Below are 18,603 nucleotides of genomic sequence, written 5' to 3'. Positions count from 1 at the left end.
TGCAAATGCAAAAGCAGATTCCCTTCGGGAATGACAACCAAGGGCGATAGCGGGGAACGATTGTGGCGCGGTTGAATTTTGAAGTGCCGAAGTTGGTGGCGGCGGGGGGACGGCCCTCTGTGGCTTGTGAGATTACGTCTGCCGGGGTCATTGCTGCCGCTACTCCGGGAGCCGGACAGGCTGCGGTGTATGCTGCTGAGCCGTTTTCGGAGATGGTGTTCGTGCCGGGGCTGTCGGAGGGCAACATCGTTGACCCGCCGGTGGTTTCGGCGGCGCTGCGATCGGCGCTGGGGCAGGTTTCGCCGCGAACGCGCGCTGTCACCGTCGTCGTTCCGGATTCGTCGGTGCGGGTGTTTGTGCTGGATTTCGATACTCTCCCTTCACGGGCAGACGAAGCCTTGCCGGTCTTGCGGTTCCGGTTGCGCAAGTCGATTCCCTTTGACGTCGAGACGGCGGGAATCAGCTACCAGGTGTTGAGCGAAGGTTCTTCGCGGCTTGAAACGCAGTGGAAGGTGCTGGCGGCGGTGATGCCGGGGCCGGTGCTGGCGGAGTACGAGTCGGCTGTCCGCGCAGCCGGGTATGAGCCGGGTGCAGTGATTCCGGCGAGCCTGGCGGCGCTGGAGGCGCTTTCGACGGCCGATAGCCATGAGGCGGTGCTGGCGGTGCATTTGAGCACGCAGTCGCTGACGACTACGATCGTTTCAGGGAATGATCTGATGTTGTATCGCACCGTGGAACTGCCTGCCGATCCGGAGTTTGTGCCGGGCGAGGTGCAGCGAGCGGTTGCCGTCGCGGCTGCGTTCTATGAAGACAAGCTGCAGGTGAGGCCGCACCGCGTACTCTACTCCGGTGTGTTGTCGGTCGAGGATTTTACGTTGATGCTGGATGATGCGGAGTTGGCGGTTGCAGAAGTGGCGCCGAAGCCGGAGACGGGTATGCTGTCGGCGCTGGGGAACCAGTCGGTGGCGGGAGTGACGGGCGCGCTGGTGGGAACGAATTAGATGAAAATCACACTGAATCTCGCGACTCGCCCCTATGCCGACCAGGGTCCGGCGATCAAGCGCCTGCGCATCGGCATGGCGGTGCTGGCGGGTCTGCTTGTACTGCTGGGGCTGGGGCTTTTGCACTTTCACCAGCGGGCGATGGACATGCGCGCGCAGGAAGCGAAGCAGGACCGGGCGGTGGCACGTCTACGAGCCGAGGAAGAAGGCTATCAGCGGCAGATGCAGCAGCCGCTGAACGCCAAAGTTCTGCAGCAGGCCGGTTTTCTGAATCAATTATTCGACGAGAAAGCCTTCTCGTGGACGGCGGCGATGGAGGATCTCGAAAGCGTCCTTCCCGCGGGTGTGCAGGTGACGGCGATTGAGCCGGTACGGGCGAAGGATGGGCGGCTGACTTTGCGGCTGCGTGTCTCCGGGTTGCGTGAGAGATCGGTCGAGATGGTGCGCAATATGGAGCGCTCGCCGCGCTTTGCCGCACCGCGCATCTCGGCGGAAAACACCGATACGAGCGAGAATCCGCAGGGTGGTTTTCAGCCGGCGAAGACGACGAACCGGGTGAATTTCGACCTGCTGGCGGAATACAATCCGGCGACGCTGGAAGAGCGCCGGGCAGGGCTAGCAGCGCAGAAGCAGAGCAGGATTCCGAAGGCTGCCGCCCAGGCTACGCCGGCGCCGAAGCCGGCATATATTCCGCCGCTACCGCAGCCGGCTCGTCCGGGCGGAGCTTTGCGGCCTATCCGGCGCGTCCCGGGGGTCGCCCCTAGCGCTGTCCAGGAACCGCAGCAGGATGAACCGACCGGTTACGATCCGAGCGGTCTCAAGAATCATGACAGGAACCGGGTTCCTCCCCCACCGCCGGATGGAGGTCAGCGATGAGCCAGTGGAGCGCAATGCGCGAGAAGGTGTTTTCGCCGGTGGGACTGCATGTGGCCGGTTTCGTGGTCCTGGCTGTGGCGACGATCGTGCTGGGCATTCGTGTCGGGCTGGACTGGAGCGAAACGAGCGCCAGCAATGCGGACGCGATTGCCGGTAAGCAGGCAGAGCTGCGGACGCTCGAGATCCAGACCAAGCCATTGCGGGGACTGGATAAGAAAGTCGGGCTTTCGCGGGGCCAGATTGACGGCTTCTACGCCAAGCGGATTCCACCGAGCTATTCGTCGATTCTGGAGCGGCTGGGAGAGATTTCCGCAAAGGCGCCCGTGGGTCTTACCCGCGTGGTGTACACCGCGGCGCCCGGGTCGGGAGATTTGACCGAGATTCGCATGGAGGTCGGCCTGAGCGGGGATTATCCGGCGATTATGAAGTTTGTGAACGGGCTGGAGCGGAGCGAGACGTTCTTTGTCATCCGGGCAATGGCTTTGAATGGTCAGCAAAACGGGAATGTGAACCTGCGGTTGCAGGTTTCAACGTGGCTCCGGCCGGGAGACGTCCCGTTGCCGCTGCCGGTTGACACGACTGCGAAGCCGGGAACGACGCAAGATACGCCGGCGACGACTCCCAATGGGGAGGGCCAATAACGATGGCAGCTAAAGCTGGTTTGAAGATTGGTACGGACAACAAGAGGAATGTGATCATCGCCGCGGTGCTGGGCTGTGTAGTCCTGTACCTGGTCATTCATACGTTGTTCGGGGGCGACGATGCTCCCCGTCCTGCGCCAAGGCCCGTTGCAGCGGCTCCGGGCGTGCGAACACCGATTCAGCCGCAGACGCAGTCGGAGGGCTCGGCGCCGGTTTCCAATGCGGGAGTATCCGGTGGGCCGGCGGCGAAGAAGATTGCCAATGCGGGCCTGGATCCGGCGCTGCATCTGGACCGGCTGGGGCTGAGCGAGTCGATCGAGTATGCCGGGCATGGGCGGAATATCTTCTCGGCAGATTCGGCTCCGGTCGCGATTGAAGCGCCAGTGAAGACGGCGCGGAACGATGCTCCTGTGGGACCGGTGGTGCCGCCGCCTTACGTGCCTCCGGCGCCTCCATCCATTGAACTGAAGTTTTTTGGTTACTCGGCGGGCAAGGATGGTAAACGTGAGGCGTTCCTGCTGCGCGGTGAGGACATCTTCTCTGCCCGGGCAGGTGAGATTGTCGATCATCGCTACAAGGTGGTTTCGGTGGACGCGCACTCGCTCCAGGTGACCGACCTGAGCTACAACAATACGCAGACGCTGCCGTTGCAGGCGAATTAAGGGTGCTGGTTTAGGAGTGGTGATGCGAAGAGCGGTTCCAAGACGGGAAAAAGGCGGCGGTGAGGATGGCTACATTCTCATCGGGGTGCTCTTTCTCGTGTTCATGGTGCTGCTGCTGCTGTCGCTTGCCGCTCCCAAAGTGGCTGCGGACATCGAACGCGACCGCGAGGTGGAGCTGATGCACCGCGGGATGCAGTACCGCCGCGCGATCCAGCTCTACTACAAGAAGTTTGCCGCTTACCCGCCCAACATGGAGGCGTTGGAGAAGAGCAACAATCTCCGCTTTCTGCGCAAGCGATACAAGGATCCGGCGACAGGCAAGGATGAGTGGAAGCTGATCCATGTCGGGGAAAACAAGACGCCAACGGCGATGGGATTCTTTGGGCAGCCGCTGGGCGGGGTTGCTGGATCAACGATTGCCGGGACTGGGCCGGGCGGGGTAGGGCAGGGATTGACCAACTCCTTTGGCGGCCAGTCGGGAATTGGCGGAAGCACGGGAGGAGCCTTTGGCGGCACGGGGATCGGCAACAGCAGCCCGTTTGGAAGCTCGCCTACTTCCGGCACTGGAACGGATACGAGCGGTGGAGCGGGAACGGCCGGGGCGAGTGGAACAAGCGGAACAAGTGGAGCAACTGGAACGGCCGACAGCAGTGGCGGATCTACGGCTGCGCAGACATTCGGAGCGGGTACAGGACAGACTTTTGGCGGCGGTGGCATTATTGGCGTCGAAAGCACCAGTCCCAAAGCCACCATTCTGGAATACAAGAAGAAGAAGCACTTCAACGAGTGGGAGTTCGTCTACGATCCCCAGTCCGAGCGGACAACGGTGAGCAGCAGCCAGGGAGCCATTGGACAGCCGATCGGCAACGGAACCACGACGCCGAGCCAGAATTCGCCCAGCTTGAACGGGAATCCATTTGGGGCGAGTCCGACCACGCCGACGACCCCGATCACGCCGAACCAACCGCAGCAGTAGTCGATTGTCATGCAAAGACGAGAGGCCTGTCCCGTGGGACAGGCCTCTCGTCGAGAACCGTTGGCAGATTGCTGGGAGTGAAGAGCCTGGTTGAGCAGGCCGAGTGTTGCAGGCTTACAGCTTTATACGCTGAACGAGGAGCCGCAACCGCAGGTGCTCTTCACGTTGGGGTTTTCAAACTTGAAGCCCGCCGCTTCAAAGGTCTCGACGTAGTCGACCACGCAGTTGTTCAGGTACATGAGCGAGGTTGCGTCGATGAAGACCTTGAGGCCGTCATAGGTGAAGACCTTGTCCATCATGCCGCTGGCATTCTCGAAGGCCATCGAGTACTGGAAGCCGGAGCATCCGCCGCCGACAACGCCGACGCGCAGACCAGCCGGAATCGGGTCCTGGGTGGCCATGATCTCACGAACCTTGGCGATGGCCGAGGGGGTCATGTTGAGCGGGGTGGCCTTGGGCTCCATGATCGGTGCTGCGGTCTCTGTTACCGGAACGGCTGCGGTTGCCATAGTTTGTATCTCCCTGAAACTGTCTCGAAATGTTATCGGACGCTGTCTTTACTTTACCGCCATGGGCCGGAGGACACAAGCGGGATATCGTCCGATGTTCCTAGTTGGATGCTGGCGGGCGGGGTTTGGTCGCAGTGAATCACCCCCGCAAGCCAGATCTACTCGACTTCCTGCTTGGCGTTGTAGCCGTTGCGGTACTGGAGTTCGTACTTGAGCGGCTTGTGTTTTTCATCCTGGAACTGCAGGGGGTGACCCTCGTCGTCGACCAGCATGACCTGGAGCTTGCGGAAGCTGCCGTCCTGCTTGGAGTTGATGGGGTGGTAGATGAGCTCGTACTTGGAGCGGATGGCGTTGTTGATGGCGGCGAAGTCGTCGGGCATTTCGCCGACGAAGCGCGGGGCGAAGAACATGCCACCGGTCATCGAGGCAAAAGTCTTCATCTGGTTATCGGCCTGGAGGTAGTCCATGTCGCGAAGCTGACCGTTGAATCCGCCCCGACCTTCCGACATCAGCCGGGAAACTGCGCCGGTTGAGACGGTGAAGATGGTGACGTTGGGGGTCTTCTTGACCTTATCGAGGATTTTGTCGAGGGTGATCTTGGAGAAGGTATCCCGGCCGGAGGCGATCAGGATGATGTACTTCTGCCCGTCGATGCGGCTCAACCTGTCCAGTCCCTCATAGAGCGCGTCAAAGACGTTGCGCTCGGAGAAGCCGGGGATGCGCAGCGAATTGATCGCTTCGAGGATCTGGCGCTTGTCCTGGGTGAAGTCGGTGACGATCTGGGTGCGCATGTCGAAGGTCATCAGCGCGACGTAATCCTGGGGCCGGAGCTGTTCGGCGAAGGAGAATGCGGCGTTGCGCATGTCATAGATAAAGCGGTAGTTGGTCGAAGCGAATTCGCAGATCATCAGAGCGGTAATCGGCGCTTCGACGCGCTTGAAGCCGATAACCTTCTGCTCCTTGCCGTCTTCGAAGATCTTAAAGTTGCCGGGCTTGAGGCCGGGGACGAACTGGTGGGTCTTTTCAAGCAGCACGCCCACGTCTACTGTCACTTCCGGCACTTCGACGCGGAGGGACATGGTGGGCGTGTTTTCCGGATTCTTGAGTTTGGGGGCGACGGGCGCGGGCGGCGGAGCGTCGTCTGCCGGGGCCTTTTTCTTGGGGACGACGATGGGGCCGTTGGAGTCCGGGCCGGAATCGCTGTCCGGCGGCGGTGGCTGCTGCGGAGCCGGGGCGGGCGCTTGCGCCAGGAGTGAGGGAGTCAGAAAGCCGGCGGCGCCGATGGCGAGTCCAGTGGCGAGCAGGAATGCCGGAGTGGTGCGGATCAGGTTTCCAAGCAGGCGGCGGGAGGGATGCGTCATCTGGGGCATTGTTACCTCACTGATTAGCATACGGCGAACTGGCGGGCGCCGATGCCTGATTTGCTGGGCGACGCATCAGGAAATGCTCCGGCCGGGATTCCGCCGATATTCCGGACAATTTTGCGGATCGCCCTGCGGCACGGAGATGGCCTCACCGTCTAATCTGGTAGACGTGTGGAATCGGCATAGGGAAACAGCTCTCGCGCAAGTTTTCGTTGGTGTGGTCGTAATGGCGTTTGCCATGAGCAACAGCTTGCCCGTCGCATGGTCTCAGGCTGCCGCGACGGCAGTTGCCGGGCCGCCACCGTCGAGTGTGGGATTCTTCCCGCTCGACCAGCTCAAGCGCGGGATGACGGGAACGGCCTGGACGGTTTTCGAAGGCACGGTGCCGGAGCCGATGGATGTCGAAATCCTGGGATTGCTGCGCGGGGCGCGCGGACCCGGGCGAGACCTGATTCTGGCGCGCCTGCGTGGGGCTAAACCGGAGTACACGGGTGTCGTCGCCGGGATGAGCGGCAGCCCGGTGTATGTGCAGGGCAAGCTGTTGGGGGCGCTTTCATACCGGATCGGCCAGTTCAGCAAGGATCCGATTGCGGGGATTACGCCGATTGGGCAGATGCTCGAAGTTCGAGATCTGCCAGTGCGCGATCTGCCGGACCGCGATTCCCTGTTGCAGACGGCTGCGGGTGAGGCGGGAGGCCAGACTTTTGCTGCCATGGAAACACCTTTATTGATGAGCGGCTTTCAGCCGGAGGCGATCGAGCTTTGGAAACAGCGCATGGCCGGTACCGGCCTGGATGTGGTTTCCGCAGGTGGCGCGTCTGATGGCGATTCGGGCGAGGGTGCCGATTTTGGGCCAGTCGTGCCGGGGTCGGCGGTGAGTTTGCAGCTGGTGCGGGGAGACGTTGAGATCGCTGCGACGTGCACCGTTACTTATATTGATCCGAAGCAGCTGCTTGCTTGTGGGCATCCGGTTCTGCAAGCTGGGCCGGTTTCGCTGCCGATGACAACGACCGAGGTGGTGGCCACGCTGGCGTCACCGCTGAACGCTTTCAAGATTGTGAATACCGGCAAGACGATTGGCGCATTTACCGAGGATCGAGATGCAGCGATTCGCGGCGTGCTGGGCGCGAAGGCGCAAATGATTCCGGTTTCGATTGCTGTCGCTTCCGGAGGCAAAGAGGTCACCCGGCACGTCGAGGTTCTGGACCTCGCCGCGCTGACCAGCTCAGCCATGATGGTCTCGGTGTACCAAACTCTGCTCGAAACCAACCAGAGCACCTCCGGGACGAGCTATCACGTGACCGGGGAGATTACGGTTCATGGGCAGCCTCCGGCGCCGGTGGATGCGTGGGGTGTGCCGGGAGAGCAGATGGCCCCGCAACTGGCGGCGGCAGTGGGATTCTTCGACAGCTTTAACCGGCTCTATGCCAACGCAACCCGCCGTGAGCCCATCGAGAGTGTGCGGTTGCGCGTGGAGACGATTCCTGAAGATCGCCGGGTCGAGATGGAGGGCGTGCGGCTGATTTCCTCGAGCATTGTGCATGCCGGGGATCATGTGATGGTGGAGGCGACCTTGCGGCCCTGGCGGCAGGCGGCGCGGAATGTGCGGCTGGGATTCACGGTTCCGGCGCGGATGCAGCCAGGAACGCTTCGGCTGCTGGTGAGTGGGGCAGCGGCAATTGATCGCACCCAGGATGCGGCCCGAAGCGCTTCACGTCAGGCCAGTGTTTCGGCTGCCTCGGCGCGCCTGCGCGGCCTGCATGCGGCAGACCGGCTGTACATCAGCCTACTGCTGCCGGACACGGAAGCCTCTCTGGAGGGCAACACGCTGGAAAGCCTGCCGCTCTCAGTGGCGAATACGATGGAATCCGAGCGCAGCGGGCAGGAGATCGGCCTGCACGGGGAGTCCCTGGTGGTAACGGCGGACGCCCCGGCGGGGGGAGTTTTGACCGGTCAACAGATACTTAGTGTGCGTGTGGAAGCCGGAGGCGGGTTACACTAAAGTCACTCAGTGATCCGTTGTTTGTTGTTTGTGGCTGGCTGATGGGCCGCGGTTTCCCTCTGACCTACGAATCGGCAGAGTGACTGCGCGTGTGACCTCATTTTAAAGTCCCTTTGCAGTAGTCTTTTGTTTCAGCACATCCTGGCCCGGAAACTGATGGGACCAGGTTCGTATCTACCTTTCCCGCGAGGCAATCAAGGCATATATGGCTCATATTCATGGACTTGCAGCTCACGCAGCAGGCGCTGAACTTCTCTCCTTCAAGTACGATCCCGGCGCCCTTCGCGCCCAGGAAGTCGAGATTCGCATCTCGCACTGTGGCGTGTGCCACAGCGATCTGCATTTGATCTCGAATGACTGGGGGATCAGCAAGTTTCCGTTCATTCCCGGCCACGAGATTGTCGGCAAAATCACAGCACTGGGAGTTGGGGTAAAGAATCTCGAAGTCGGCCAACGGGTGGGTGTGGGCTGGCAGTCGAACTCCTGCGGCCTGTGCGAATGGTGCACGCGCGGCATGGAGAATCTCTGTCCTCAGGCGGAAGCAACCTGCGTGCAGCGGCATGGCGGCTACGCGGACGCGGTTCGCGTGAATGCGCGGTTTGCCATTCCGATTCCCGACGCGCTTACGAGTGAAGGGGCTGCACCGCTGCTGTGCGGCGGAGTTACGGTCTACAACCCACTGCGGTCGAATGGCGTGAATCCATCGTCGCGGGTGGGGATTGTCGGGATCGGCGGTCTTGGACACATGGCGCTGCAGTTTGCGCGGGTTTTCGGTGCGGAAGTGACGGCGTTCTCAACCTCGGAGGCCAAAGAGAAGGAAGCACGCGCGCTCGGAGCACAACATTTTGTCAACACGCGCGAGTCGAAGATGATGCGTGAGGTGGCGGGTAAGTTCGACTTCATCCTGACGACCATCAACGCCGATCAGGACTGGAACTCCTACATCGCTGCCCTGCGGCCGACCGGTACGCTGTGCTTTGTCGGCGTGCCTCAGTCGGCGGTTTCGGTGCAGGCGTTTCCGCTGATCTCCGGCATTCGCACGATTACCGGCAGCCCCATCGGCAGCCCGCACATGCTCCGCGAAATGATGGATGTGGCGGCTCGGCATGGCGTGAAGGCACAGACCGAGACCTTCCCGATGGCCAAGGTCAACGAGGCTATCGACAAGGTAAAAAAGAACAAGGTGCGCTACCGGGCTGTCCTGGCGAATTAGGCTGGCGCTGCTACGCCGCCTGACGCGGACTCACCTTGTCTATCCCCGTCCCAGCTTTGGCTAGACGTAAATCGTAGTCGGTTTGCAGATTCATCCAAAACTGGGCGGGAAGCCCAAAATAAATCCCCAGACGCACTGCCGTGTCAGCGCTGATGGCTCGCTTGCCGCGGACGATATCGTTGACTCGCGGAGAGGGTACGTGAATTTCTTTGGCCAATCGATAAGAGGTCAGGGAGAGTGGCTTCATGAACTCTTCCAGAAGAATCTCGCCAGGATGAATTGCGAATGGCTTTGACATAAGTTTCTCTCTCAGTGGTAATCCACGATTTCAACGTGGCGGGCGTTGCCTGCTTCCCAGACAAAACAAACGCGATACTGGTCATTGATCCGGATACTGTGCTGCCCCCTGCGGTCGCCAGTCAGAGCCTCAAGGTGGTTGCCAGGAGGAACAGCCAGGTTGCTTAAATCGATTGCAGCGTTCAATAGTGCCAGTTTGCGCGCTGCCACCCGTCGTATGGACGGCGGAATCCTGCGTGAATTTCCAGTGTTCCAGAGCAATTCGGTATCGGCATCCCGGAAGTCCAAAATCACATAAAAATAATAACGCCAAATGATATGAATGCGACGCGTATTGATTTATTTCTGGAATGTTCGGAGCAGGGTCGGTGGTGGAGAGTGCTCCGTTCCATGGCCGCCTGCTGGCGGGCCGAAAGAGTGAGAGCCGACTCTAGTAAACTCAGCGACAGAATGAATCTGTCACGCGCCGCTTCCCTTTTGCGAATCCCTGCCTTGAATCGATCGCTGATGATCCTGCCCATCTGCCTGCTGGCTGCGGGTTCTCCGTTGTTTGCCCAGGGAACCAAGCTGTGGACGCAGTCACGCTACGAGGAGCTCGAAAAGGGGACGCCGCAGGGAATTGAGATTCGCAGCGACGGCAAGCTGCGCTCCGGACCTGTCTCCAAGGATTTGTTCACTTCGCCATCGAGCTTTGTCTGGTCGGTTGCCGCCGGCAAGGACGGAACGGCTTTTCTGGCTACGGGTTCGCCGGCTACCGTCCTACGTGTGAGTTCTCCAGAAAAGCCGGAAACGAAATCGCAGGCGCTCTTCGAGTCCAAGGCGCTGGCGGTGCAGGTGTTGCGCGTCGGGCCGGATGGGATGCTCTACGCGGCCACTTTGCCCGACGGGAAGGTTTACCGGCTTAAGCCAGATGCAGGGAAGGCGGTCGATGAGGCTTCTGCGGAAGTCGTTTTCGACCTGAGCAAGTTCGATGCGGATGCTACCGAGGCGAAGAAGACGGACGGGAAGGCAGATGACGGCGCAGATGGGAAGAAGGCGGATAAGTCCCGCTACATCTGGGATATGACTTTTGACTCCGCTGCGCAGCTGTATGTGGCTACGGGCGGACCGGGCGCGGTGTATCGCGTGGATGTGAAGCAGGCTCAGCCGAAAGCAGAAGTCTTCTTCAAGACCGACGAGCAGCATATTCGCGCGCTGGCCTGGGACAAGGCGGGCAACCTGATCGCCGGGTCGGATGGATCGGGACTGGTTTACCGCATCGACAAGAACGGCAAGGGCTACGTGCTCTTCAGCGCGTCGCGGCGCGAGATTACGGCTCTGGCGATCGATGCTGACGGCACGATATTTGCTTCGGATGTAGGCGATAAGAGCCGGAATCCGCTGCCGGTTTTGCCGGTGCAGAGCGGGGCGAGCAGCATCACCATCAGCTTTGGCCAGCCGGGATCGGTGCAGGCGGCCAATGCGAGCGCTTCCCTGCCCGATGGGTCGGAGATTTTTGCGCTGAAGGCGGATCAGGCGCCGCGCAAGGTTTGGTCGGGCAAGGATGAGATTGTCTACTCGCTCGCTGCCACGCCCGAGGGTTTGGTGGCGCTGACCGGCAATCGCGGACGGATTCTGCGCATTAACACGGCGGATGGCAGCTTTGGCGACATTGCCCATCTTGAGGCGCAGCAGGCTGTCTCGATGGCTGCGACGCCTGCTGGCTGGCTGGTGGGAACGGCGAATACCGGCAAGCTGTACATGATTAGCGCGTCAACGGGTTCTCATAGCTACGCCAGCGATGTTCTCGATGCTGGCGCGACGGCGCGTTGGGGACGGGTTGAGGTTGCGCCCGAGTCGAAGAGCTATCAGATCTTTACGCGCTCAGGGAATGTTGAGCAGCCGGTACGTTCAGCAAAGGATTGGGGCTGGAGCGATTGGCAGCCGCTTGCCAACGGCAAGGTGGCTTCGCCGATAGGACGCTATTTGCAGTGGAAAGTTGAGTTGCAGGACGGCGGCGAAGCGAGCAGCGTCGGGGTAAACTTCCTCGCGGTGAACGCGGCGCCCGCAGTGGATGATCTGGTTGTAGTTCCAGGTGCGCGCGTGATTCCGCAACCTGTACAGGCGACTCCGCCGACGGTGCAGATTGCTCTACCAACAGCGGCGGCCAATGCGGGGGTCAGCTTCGAAGCGGCGAACGCGGCGCAGTCGATCCAGGGGCAGAAGGACCGGACGGCTGTGACGGTTCGCTGGGCTGCGCATGACGACAATGGCGACGACCTGAGTTTTGACCTCTTTATTCGTGGCGATGGCGAAAAGTTCTGGCGTCCATTGAAGAAAAATCTGACCGATAAGGTATACAGCTTCGACGCCACTTCCCTTCCCGATGGCGGATATCAGGTCAAGGTTGTAGCCAGCGACGCGCCTTCCCACACACCCGGCGAAGTGCTGACCGGAGAACAGATCAGCGACCGCTTTGAGCTCGACACGACGGCACCAGTGGTTTCCGGTCTGAAGGGTGTGGGCAGCGATGGCCGTATCCAGGTTTCGCTGGACGCTGCCGATGCGGCCTCTCCAATTGCCCACGCGGAATACTCGCTCGACGCTGGGCCGTGGCATTACATCGAACCGGTGGGCGGGCTTTCGGACTCCAAACAGGAGCATTATTCGTTCTCGGCGCCGTTGCCTGCGGAAGCAAAGGGTGAGGCGGAACACGTGATCACCGTACGCGTTTACGACCGGCATGAGAATGTGGCCACCGCCAAGACGCTGGTGCCTGCGAAGTAGTTTGAGGAAATTCTGATCGATGCGGTTTGAACTCTACATAGCGGCGCGGTATCTGAGGGCCAAGCGGCGGCAGGCGGTGGTCGGGCTGGTCACGTTGATCTCCGTGGCTGGAGTAGCTGCGGGTGTTGCGGCGCTGATCGTGGCGCTGGCTATCACCAACGGCATGCGGCGTGATCTGCAGGACCGGCTGCTCGGATCGACTGCCCATGTTGACCTGCTGCGCGTGAAGGCGGACGGCATCCACGACTGGCAGCCGCTGGTCGAACGCATGCGGCATTTGCCTCATGTGACCGCGGCGGCGCCTGGGATGTACGAGCAGGTGATGATCTCCAATGGACCACGGTCCGGCTTCGCGCAGTTGAAGGCGATCATCCCAGCCGAGGAGCGGACGGTGAGCGATCTGCTGGACAAGATCACCTCCGGCTCGGCGGACGACCTCGCCCCAGGGGCGACCACTGTTGGCTCTTCGACGGAAAAACTGCCTTCGCTGGTCATCGGCAAGGACATGGCGGAGAGTCTTGGCGTCAGCGTCGGCGATTCCGTACTGGTGACCAGCCCGCAGGGCGACCTAACGCCGGTGGGGCTGATTCCCCGTTATCAGAAATTTCGCGTGGCTGGAATCTTTCACTCGGGCTTCTACCAATACGACCTGGCGACGGGCTTCCTAAGGCTCTCCGATGCGCAACGGCTGTTTGGCGAGCAGGATGTAATCAGCGTGATCAGCTTCAAGGTTGATGATCTCTACAAGGCCGACGTGATCGGCAAGGAGATCGAAGAAGCTGCCGGCAAGGGCTTTCAGACGACCAACTGGATGGAGGTCAACCGCGAGCTTTTCCGTGCGCTGGCTCTGGAAAAAATTGTGACCTTCATTATCATCGGCCTGATCGTGCTGGTGGCGGCGCTGAATATCCTCATCGCGCTGACCATGATGGTGATGGAGAAGACTCGCGATATCGCCGTGCTGATGAGCTTTGGCGTGCTGCCGGGGCAGGTCCGGCGCATCTTCCTGATGCAGGGGTTGCTGATCAGCGTGCTGGGCACGGCTGCCGGGCAGGTTCTTGGCTACGCTGCCTGCTGGGCTGGCGGACATTACCATATTCCGCTTTCGGCAGATGTCTACAGCATCGATACGCTGCCCTTCGCGCCAGTGTGGACGGACGGATTGCTGGTGGCAGCGGTTTCGATCGGGGTTTCGCTTCTGGCGACGGTGTATCCCTCCTCGACTGCCTCTCGCATCTTGCCCGCCGAGGCGCTGCGCTACGAGTAGACTGCTTCAACAGGCTTTGACTTGAGGGCAGTTTTGGTGTCCCATGGATGCTATGCACTCAGTGAATCTCGATCAACTGGCAGATACGGAGCAACTCAAAGCCTGGCTTAAGGCGGGAGAGACCGTGGAACTGCGCGAGCAGGAGACGGTTCTGGCGCGAATCGTGCCGGAAGAGCGTCTTGATGGGGTTGGACTGAAACAGCCAGCACAATGGCCTGACTTCGCCGCCCGCCGACGAGCCATTTTCGGTGACAGGATACTTCCAGGTGCGGACTTGCTCATTGAAGAGCGGGAGAACAACCGCTATTGAACGTGTACGCGGATAGCAGCTTCTTCGTCTCGCACTACTTGCAGGACAGCCATGCTTCCGACGTGCAACGTCGCATGGCGATTGCCCCGAGAGTTCTCTTTACTCCATTTCAGCGCGTCGAGCTGATTCATGCGGTCCAGCAGCATGTCTTCCGAGGTTATCTGTCCGAGATCAACGCCCGGATGGTTCTTGATGATATTGACGACGATTGCCATGTGGGAATCTGGCTGCTCAAGGATCAGCCCTCAAGGACATTTGCCAGATGTGAACGCCTGGCAAACAAATATGTTGCAACGCTGGGGGTTCGCACGCTGGATTCGCTCCACGTAGCGGCGGCGTTGGAACTTGGAGCTACTCATTTCTGGACTTTCGACCAGCGCCAGGCGCGTCTTGCCGAGGCTGAGGGTCTCATTACAACTTAGATCCTTCCGCAGGCTCGCAGCTTTCGCGGCTGCGTATTTTCTAAATTCATATCCTGATTCCTCTACCCAAATACACCCGATCCACGAAATGTTTTCCGGTGCTACAATTGCGCCCGAAAATCAATCAGCTGTCAGATGCCCCTCTGGATTCCGTTCATTCCTCCAACCTCGGACACCTGCAACTGAGGAGGCGCTATGTTCAAGGGATTGTTGCTTTCCGCCGCGTTGGTACTGGGTGCTGGTTACGGATGGATAGGGCAGGATGCCGTGGCTCCCACCCTTCCGCCGGATACGAAAAACCCCGCCAAACCCACACCGGAAGTCATGGCCAAGGCCAAGAAGGTTTATGGCTACGAATGTGAGATGTGCCACGGGGCGACTGGAGACGGCAAGACTGATCTGGCGAAAGACATGAAGATGACCCTGACCGATCTCTCCGATCCGAAGACCCTGACAGGAAAGACCGACGCTCAGCTCTTTGACCTGATCAAGAATGGCAAGGGGACCATGGCCGCTGAAGGCAATCGCATGAAAACAGACGACATCTGGGCGGTCGTACTCTACATCCGCGCCATGGCCAAGCCTGCGGCTTAACCCGTCTTCAGCGGGGGGTAATCACACCGCCAACGGCGTGGCGGGCAGGCAGCAGGATGCCTCGATGATCGGGTTGGCGATCGTCTCGTTGAATTCCTGGTGCGGAAACAAGCTTACCCGCACAGGCTGGGCAGGCTTCTGATTTCACGGTTGCGGCGACTTCGGCGTGGCAATGCTGGCAGGTACGAATCATCTTGATCAGGCTACACCCGCTTTCCCAATCGATGCTGGATTGACCCCAAATTGACCCGTCGCGAGCGGAAACGCAGGTAGACTGGAGGTATGGAGAGTTCTGTTTTGGCTGAAGACGGTGTGCTCGGCGGGCCGGTGCGACTGGTCGCGATCGATATGGACGGCACACTGCTGCCCGATTTTTCTACTGTTGTCAGTGACCGCAATCGCCGCGCCCTGCTAGAAGCCCAGCGCGCCGGAATCGTGGTCGCCATCGCTACCGGACGGCGCCAGGCTTTTACTGCTCCACTGATCGATGACATCGGACTGCGAGCGGATACGCCTCTGATTACGTCGAATGGTGCAGTGACGCGCAATATGGCAGGCGAACGTATCGACTTCACCCGTCTAGAACCGGCAATCGCGCGTAGTCTCTGCGACGTTTTGCGCGGTGTTGGAATGCTGGTCTTTACGCTCGACAAGGCGACCAAGCCGGACCTGGTCGTCGAGGACATTGGGGTGGCCAAAGGCCGCCTTGCCAAGTGGGTCGAGGCGAACCGGCTGGCGATCGAGGAAGTGAAGCCGATCGAGAATGCTCTCGGGGACGATGTGGACATCATTCAGGGCATGGCTGCCGGCACGATTGCGGAGATGGAAGAAGCTGAACGGTTGCTTGCTGCGTGCTCTTTCGCAGGAACTTTTGAGTGCATACGGACGGCTTATCCGGGCCACGATCTGTCCATTCTCGATCTGCTGCCGAAGGGAGTTTCGAAGAGCTCGGCGCTGGAACGGCTGGCGAAACGGCTGGGAATTCCGCAGGAAGAGACCATGGCGATCGGCGATAACTGGAACGACGAGTCGATGCTCGACTGGGCCGGTACCGGCGTTCTCATGGGCAATGCGGCTGGCGAGCTCATCGGCATGGCGGCGGAGCGAGGGTGGATCGTCGGACCGACCAACCAGGAAAATGGCGTCGCCGTGATGCTGGAGCGGGCGATCGCGCAGCTTGCCTCTGCTAGAGTTTGACTGACAACTGGATTTGCATGCATCGCATTGACTACATACTGACGGGAATAACGACGCTGGCAGCGCTGGGCTTTGCGCTGCTTACCGCGAATGCCCGCGCCGCAGAACGGATTACGCTTACCAACGGCTTCGACGTGGTCTGCGATCACCATGCGGTGGTCGAAGGCAAGGTTCGCGTGTACCCGAAGCCGGCCGCGCAAGATTACATTGAACTGACGCCGGATGCTATTCGCACCGTTGAATTCGTTCCCGATCCACTTCCGGAGCCGGTGCCAGCAACTCCCATCGGGGAGTCGCAGCAAACTTCGCCCGCCAGTGCAACACCGGGCACTCCCGTCGGCAAGGCAGTGGAAGCAAAGCTTACGCCCGCGGACCTGCAGCAGATGCTTTCGAAGGCTGGCTCAGAACACAACGTGGATGAAGATCTGCTGGCCAGCGTGGTCAAGATGGAGAGCGGCGGCAACCCGCACGCTCACAGCCGGGCCGGGGCTCAGGGCTTGATGCAGCTTATGCCGGGAACCGCCCGTCAGCTTGGCGTGGCCGACAGCTACGAAGCGAATGACAATGTTCGCGGCGGGACCGCTTACCTCGATAGCCTGCTGGTTCGCTACCACGACAACATGGCATTGGCGCTGGCCGCTTACAACGCCGGCCCCGAAGCAGTTGACCGGTACCACGGCATTCCTCCGTACCGCGAAACCAGGCTCTATGTCGCGCGCGTGATCCATGAGTTCAACCGGCGGGTAGCAGCGCGGCGAAAGCTTGTTGTCTCTCGGGCGGCGGAAGTTTCGCTTACAGCCACGGCTCAGAGTGTGACCAATAACGAAAGAATGGGACGCGAGTGAAAAAAGGGAAACTGGTTGTTAGCCTGATTGTTCTGGCTGCGTTGATTGGCTTCGGCACCTACGCCTATTACCATTCGGGTTTCGAATTCAGTAAGTTCCGTGTTCAACTTTCCCAGGTGCTCTGGGCCAAAATCGGCATCGCGTTCGGTTGCATCTGCCTTGGGTATGTCTTGCGAGCGGTGCGATGGACTCTCCTACTAAGGCATAACAAGAAGCTGGGTCTGTTCTCCCTGGTCGGTACGCAGGTCATCGGGTTCACCGCAGTTGCGCTGATCGGGCGCGTCGCGGACCTGGTACGGCCTTACCTGACCGCCAAGAAGACGACTTTGCCTCTGAGTTCGCAGATCGCCGTTTACATCGTGGAACGGCTCTTCGATGCGGGATCCATGGCCCTCATCTTTTCGATCGCCATGCTCTGGGTGCCGCAAAGTGACATCCTCAAGGCGACCAGCCACTCCAGGATGATGGCAGCGCTCGCCGAGCACTCACCCTTTCTGACCGCCCAGATCGCCCGCTATGGTGCTCTCGTACTCACGTTGCTGGGCGCATTGTTCCTGCTCGCGATCCGAGTGAGTGGGGAGATGGTGGCGAGTCTGTTTGAAAGCGCATTCAGCATATTTTCTAAAAAACTCGGCCATTCCGTCGGAGAAAAAATCCGCACATTTCGATCCGGGCTGGACACCATGCGTTCCTTCTCCGATTTTGCTGCAACGGCTTCCCTCTCGCTTGCCATGTGGGCGCTGATTGCTCTGGCCTACTTTCAGGTTTGCAGTTCGTTCTACGCCAGCCCGGAACTCGCCGGAATCTCCGTTCCGAAGTGCATCCTGATGATGATCGCGAGTGGTGGTGCCAGCATCCTCCAACTGCCGGTGCTGGGCTGGTTTACTCAGATTGGCATCGTAGCCGCAGCTCTATCGGCGGTCCTTGGCGCGTCCATTGAAGCCTCGACTGCCTGCGCAGCGATGCTGCTCATCGTGACATTCCTTGGGATTATTCCCATTGGGCTGGTATGGGCACAGTTCGAGAACGTGAGTCTCCGCAAGGTCTCTGCTGAAAGTGAGCAGGCTGGCGAGGCCGTGATCGAGGCCGAAGCCGCTCCAAAAGCCTAATCATACGAAGGCCGGACCGAAGTAGCCCGGTTTTATGTCACCATTACTGAGTGGAGGCAAAGGCATGAGCTCGAATACGGTGCAGGAAATCGAACGCGCTATCGGTTCACTGAATGAACGCGAAATGGAAGAGCTTTATGGTTGGCTTGACCGACAGGCCCATCCCATAGATACGCGCATTGAATCTGACCTCCTCGGCGGTCGGATGAATGCAGTAATTTCTCGCGCTCTTCAGGATGAGAAAAACGGCTACGTCGAACCGCTCTAGCGGAGTTCGCTATGATCCATCGAGCAACGTTGGATTTCTGGGAACAATACCGTAAGCTGCCTACGGAAATTCGCCTGCGCGCGGAAAAGCAATTTGCCTTACTGAAATCCGATCCGCAGCATCCCTCACTCCAGTTTAAGGAAATCGGCGAACAGAATAGCAAGGATATCTGGTCTGCACGTGTAACTCTCAGTTACCGAGCTTTGGCGATCAGGCTGCCGGACCGGCATTTGTGGTTCTGGATCGGAAATCACGAAACCTATGACAAGCTTCTCTCCTGACCT

At 59.9% G+C, this 18,603-nt stretch carries 21 protein-coding genes; 17 read left to right on the top strand and 4 right to left on the bottom strand.

Annotated elements, in window-relative coordinates:
- Positions 1–62: 62 nt before the first annotated feature.
- Genes pilM through AC5S27_RS06860 form a run of 5 tightly spaced genes read left to right on the top strand, consistent with a single transcriptional unit; the run spans position 63 to position 4,156 of the window.
- Positions 63–1,001 (top strand): type IV pilus biogenesis protein PilM, encoded by a 939-nt coding sequence (pilM, locus tag AC5S27_RS06880; RefSeq protein WP_493933824.1) that lies wholly within the window; start codon positions 63–65, stop codon positions 999–1,001.
- Positions 1,002–1,877: a fimbrial assembly protein gene (locus AC5S27_RS06875; RefSeq protein ID WP_493933823.1), complete on the top strand. Its 876-nt coding sequence runs from the start codon at positions 1,002–1,004 to the stop codon at positions 1,875–1,877.
- On the top strand, positions 1,874–2,518 hold the full coding sequence (locus AC5S27_RS06870; RefSeq protein ID WP_493933822.1) for a hypothetical protein: 645 nt from the start codon (positions 1,874–1,876) through the stop codon (positions 2,516–2,518). Before AC5S27_RS06875 ends, AC5S27_RS06870 begins: the two co-directional genes overlap by 4 nt.
- A gap of 2 nt (positions 2,519–2,520) precedes the next feature.
- Positions 2,521–3,180 (top strand): hypothetical protein, encoded by a 660-nt coding sequence (locus tag AC5S27_RS06865; RefSeq protein ID WP_493933821.1) that lies wholly within the window; start codon positions 2,521–2,523, stop codon positions 3,178–3,180.
- Positions 3,181–3,202: 22 nt separating this feature from the next.
- The gene (locus tag AC5S27_RS06860) at positions 3,203–4,156 is read left to right on the top strand and encodes a type II secretion system protein (protein ID WP_493933820.1); all 954 of its coding nucleotides are present in this window, start codon (positions 3,203–3,205) and stop codon (positions 4,154–4,156) included.
- A gap of 122 nt (positions 4,157–4,278) precedes the next feature.
- On the opposite strand, the gene AC5S27_RS06855 is transcribed toward AC5S27_RS06860, so the two are convergent.
- Together AC5S27_RS06855 and AC5S27_RS06850 are read right to left on the bottom strand one after the other, a co-directional pair.
- Positions 4,279–4,665, bottom strand: a complete 387-nt coding sequence (locus tag AC5S27_RS06855) for a HesB/IscA family protein (RefSeq protein ID WP_493933819.1) — start codon at positions 4,663–4,665, stop codon at positions 4,279–4,281.
- A 158-nt stretch (positions 4,666–4,823) separates the two neighbouring features.
- The gene (locus tag AC5S27_RS06850) at positions 4,824–6,035 is read right to left on the bottom strand and encodes a VWA domain-containing protein (protein ID WP_493933818.1); all 1,212 of its coding nucleotides are present in this window, start codon (positions 6,033–6,035) and stop codon (positions 4,824–4,826) included.
- A 232-nt stretch (positions 6,036–6,267) separates the two neighbouring features.
- Between AC5S27_RS06850 and AC5S27_RS06845 the strand changes: the two genes are divergently transcribed.
- On the top strand, positions 6,268–8,031 hold the full coding sequence (locus tag AC5S27_RS06845) for a SpoIVB peptidase S55 (protein WP_493933817.1): 1,764 nt from the start codon (positions 6,268–6,270) through the stop codon (positions 8,029–8,031).
- A gap of 205 nt (positions 8,032–8,236) precedes the next feature.
- Positions 8,237–9,244: an NAD(P)-dependent alcohol dehydrogenase gene (locus AC5S27_RS06840; protein WP_493933816.1), complete on the top strand. Its 1,008-nt coding sequence runs from the start codon at positions 8,237–8,239 to the stop codon at positions 9,242–9,244.
- 10 nt (positions 9,245–9,254) lie between these two features.
- On the opposite strand, the gene AC5S27_RS06835 is transcribed toward AC5S27_RS06840, so the two are convergent.
- Entirely contained in the window at positions 9,255–9,542 is a 288-nt protein-coding gene (locus AC5S27_RS06835; protein WP_493933815.1) for a HigA family addiction module antitoxin, read from the bottom strand.
- A gap of 11 nt (positions 9,543–9,553) precedes the next feature.
- Positions 9,554–9,835 (bottom strand): type II toxin-antitoxin system RelE/ParE family toxin, encoded by a 282-nt coding sequence (locus AC5S27_RS06830; RefSeq protein WP_493933814.1) that lies wholly within the window; start codon positions 9,833–9,835, stop codon positions 9,554–9,556.
- 213 nt (positions 9,836–10,048) lie between these two features.
- Here AC5S27_RS06830 and AC5S27_RS06825 point away from each other — a divergent pair, with 213 nt between their 5' ends.
- The 10 genes from AC5S27_RS06825 to AC5S27_RS06780 all read left to right on the top strand — a co-directional run bounded on the left by AC5S27_RS06825 (position 10,049) and on the right by AC5S27_RS06780 (position 18,600).
- Positions 10,049–12,307, top strand: coding sequence for an NHL repeat-containing protein (locus AC5S27_RS06825; RefSeq protein WP_493933813.1), 2,259 nt, complete (start codon positions 10,049–10,051; stop codon positions 12,305–12,307).
- Between the two features lie 19 nt (positions 12,308–12,326).
- Positions 12,327–13,574 carry an FtsX-like permease family protein gene (locus AC5S27_RS06820; RefSeq protein ID WP_493933812.1) on the top strand — a complete coding sequence of 416 codons (1,248 nt, stop codon included), beginning with the start codon at positions 12,327–12,329 and terminating at the stop codon, positions 13,572–13,574.
- Positions 13,575–13,626: 52 nt separating this feature from the next.
- Complete coding sequence (locus AC5S27_RS06815) at positions 13,627–13,884, top strand: hypothetical protein (RefSeq protein ID WP_493933811.1); 258 nt, start codon at positions 13,627–13,629, stop codon at positions 13,882–13,884.
- A 2-nt stretch (positions 13,885–13,886) separates the two neighbouring features.
- Entirely contained in the window at positions 13,887–14,306 is a 420-nt protein-coding gene (locus AC5S27_RS06810; RefSeq protein WP_493937279.1) for a type II toxin-antitoxin system VapC family toxin, read from the top strand.
- 195 nt (positions 14,307–14,501) lie between these two features.
- Positions 14,502–14,900 (top strand): c-type cytochrome, encoded by a 399-nt coding sequence (locus tag AC5S27_RS06805; protein WP_493933810.1) that lies wholly within the window; start codon positions 14,502–14,504, stop codon positions 14,898–14,900.
- A gap of 282 nt (positions 14,901–15,182) precedes the next feature.
- On the top strand, positions 15,183–16,097 hold the full coding sequence (locus AC5S27_RS06800) for a Cof-type HAD-IIB family hydrolase (protein ID WP_493933809.1): 915 nt from the start codon (positions 15,183–15,185) through the stop codon (positions 16,095–16,097).
- A 17-nt stretch (positions 16,098–16,114) separates the two neighbouring features.
- The gene (locus tag AC5S27_RS06795) at positions 16,115–16,942 is read left to right on the top strand and encodes a lytic transglycosylase domain-containing protein (protein ID WP_493933808.1); all 828 of its coding nucleotides are present in this window, start codon (positions 16,115–16,117) and stop codon (positions 16,940–16,942) included.
- Positions 16,939–18,051 carry a lysylphosphatidylglycerol synthase transmembrane domain-containing protein gene (locus tag AC5S27_RS06790; protein WP_493933807.1) on the top strand — a complete coding sequence of 371 codons (1,113 nt, stop codon included), beginning with the start codon at positions 16,939–16,941 and terminating at the stop codon, positions 18,049–18,051. The genes AC5S27_RS06795 and AC5S27_RS06790 overlap by 4 nt, the downstream gene beginning before the upstream one ends.
- Positions 18,052–18,115: 64 nt before the next feature.
- Positions 18,116–18,319, top strand: coding sequence for a hypothetical protein (locus AC5S27_RS06785; protein WP_493933806.1), 204 nt, complete (start codon positions 18,116–18,118; stop codon positions 18,317–18,319).
- Positions 18,320–18,330: 11 nt separating this feature from the next.
- Positions 18,331–18,600, top strand: a complete 270-nt coding sequence (locus tag AC5S27_RS06780; protein ID WP_493933805.1) for a ParE family toxin-like protein — start codon at positions 18,331–18,333, stop codon at positions 18,598–18,600.
- Positions 18,601–18,603 lie beyond the last annotated feature (3 nt).

The sequence above is a fragment of the Acidicapsa borealis genome, assembly GCF_059115245.1.
Note: the sequence above shows the minus strand (reverse complement) of the source record. Positions and strands in the feature narration are given on the sequence as shown.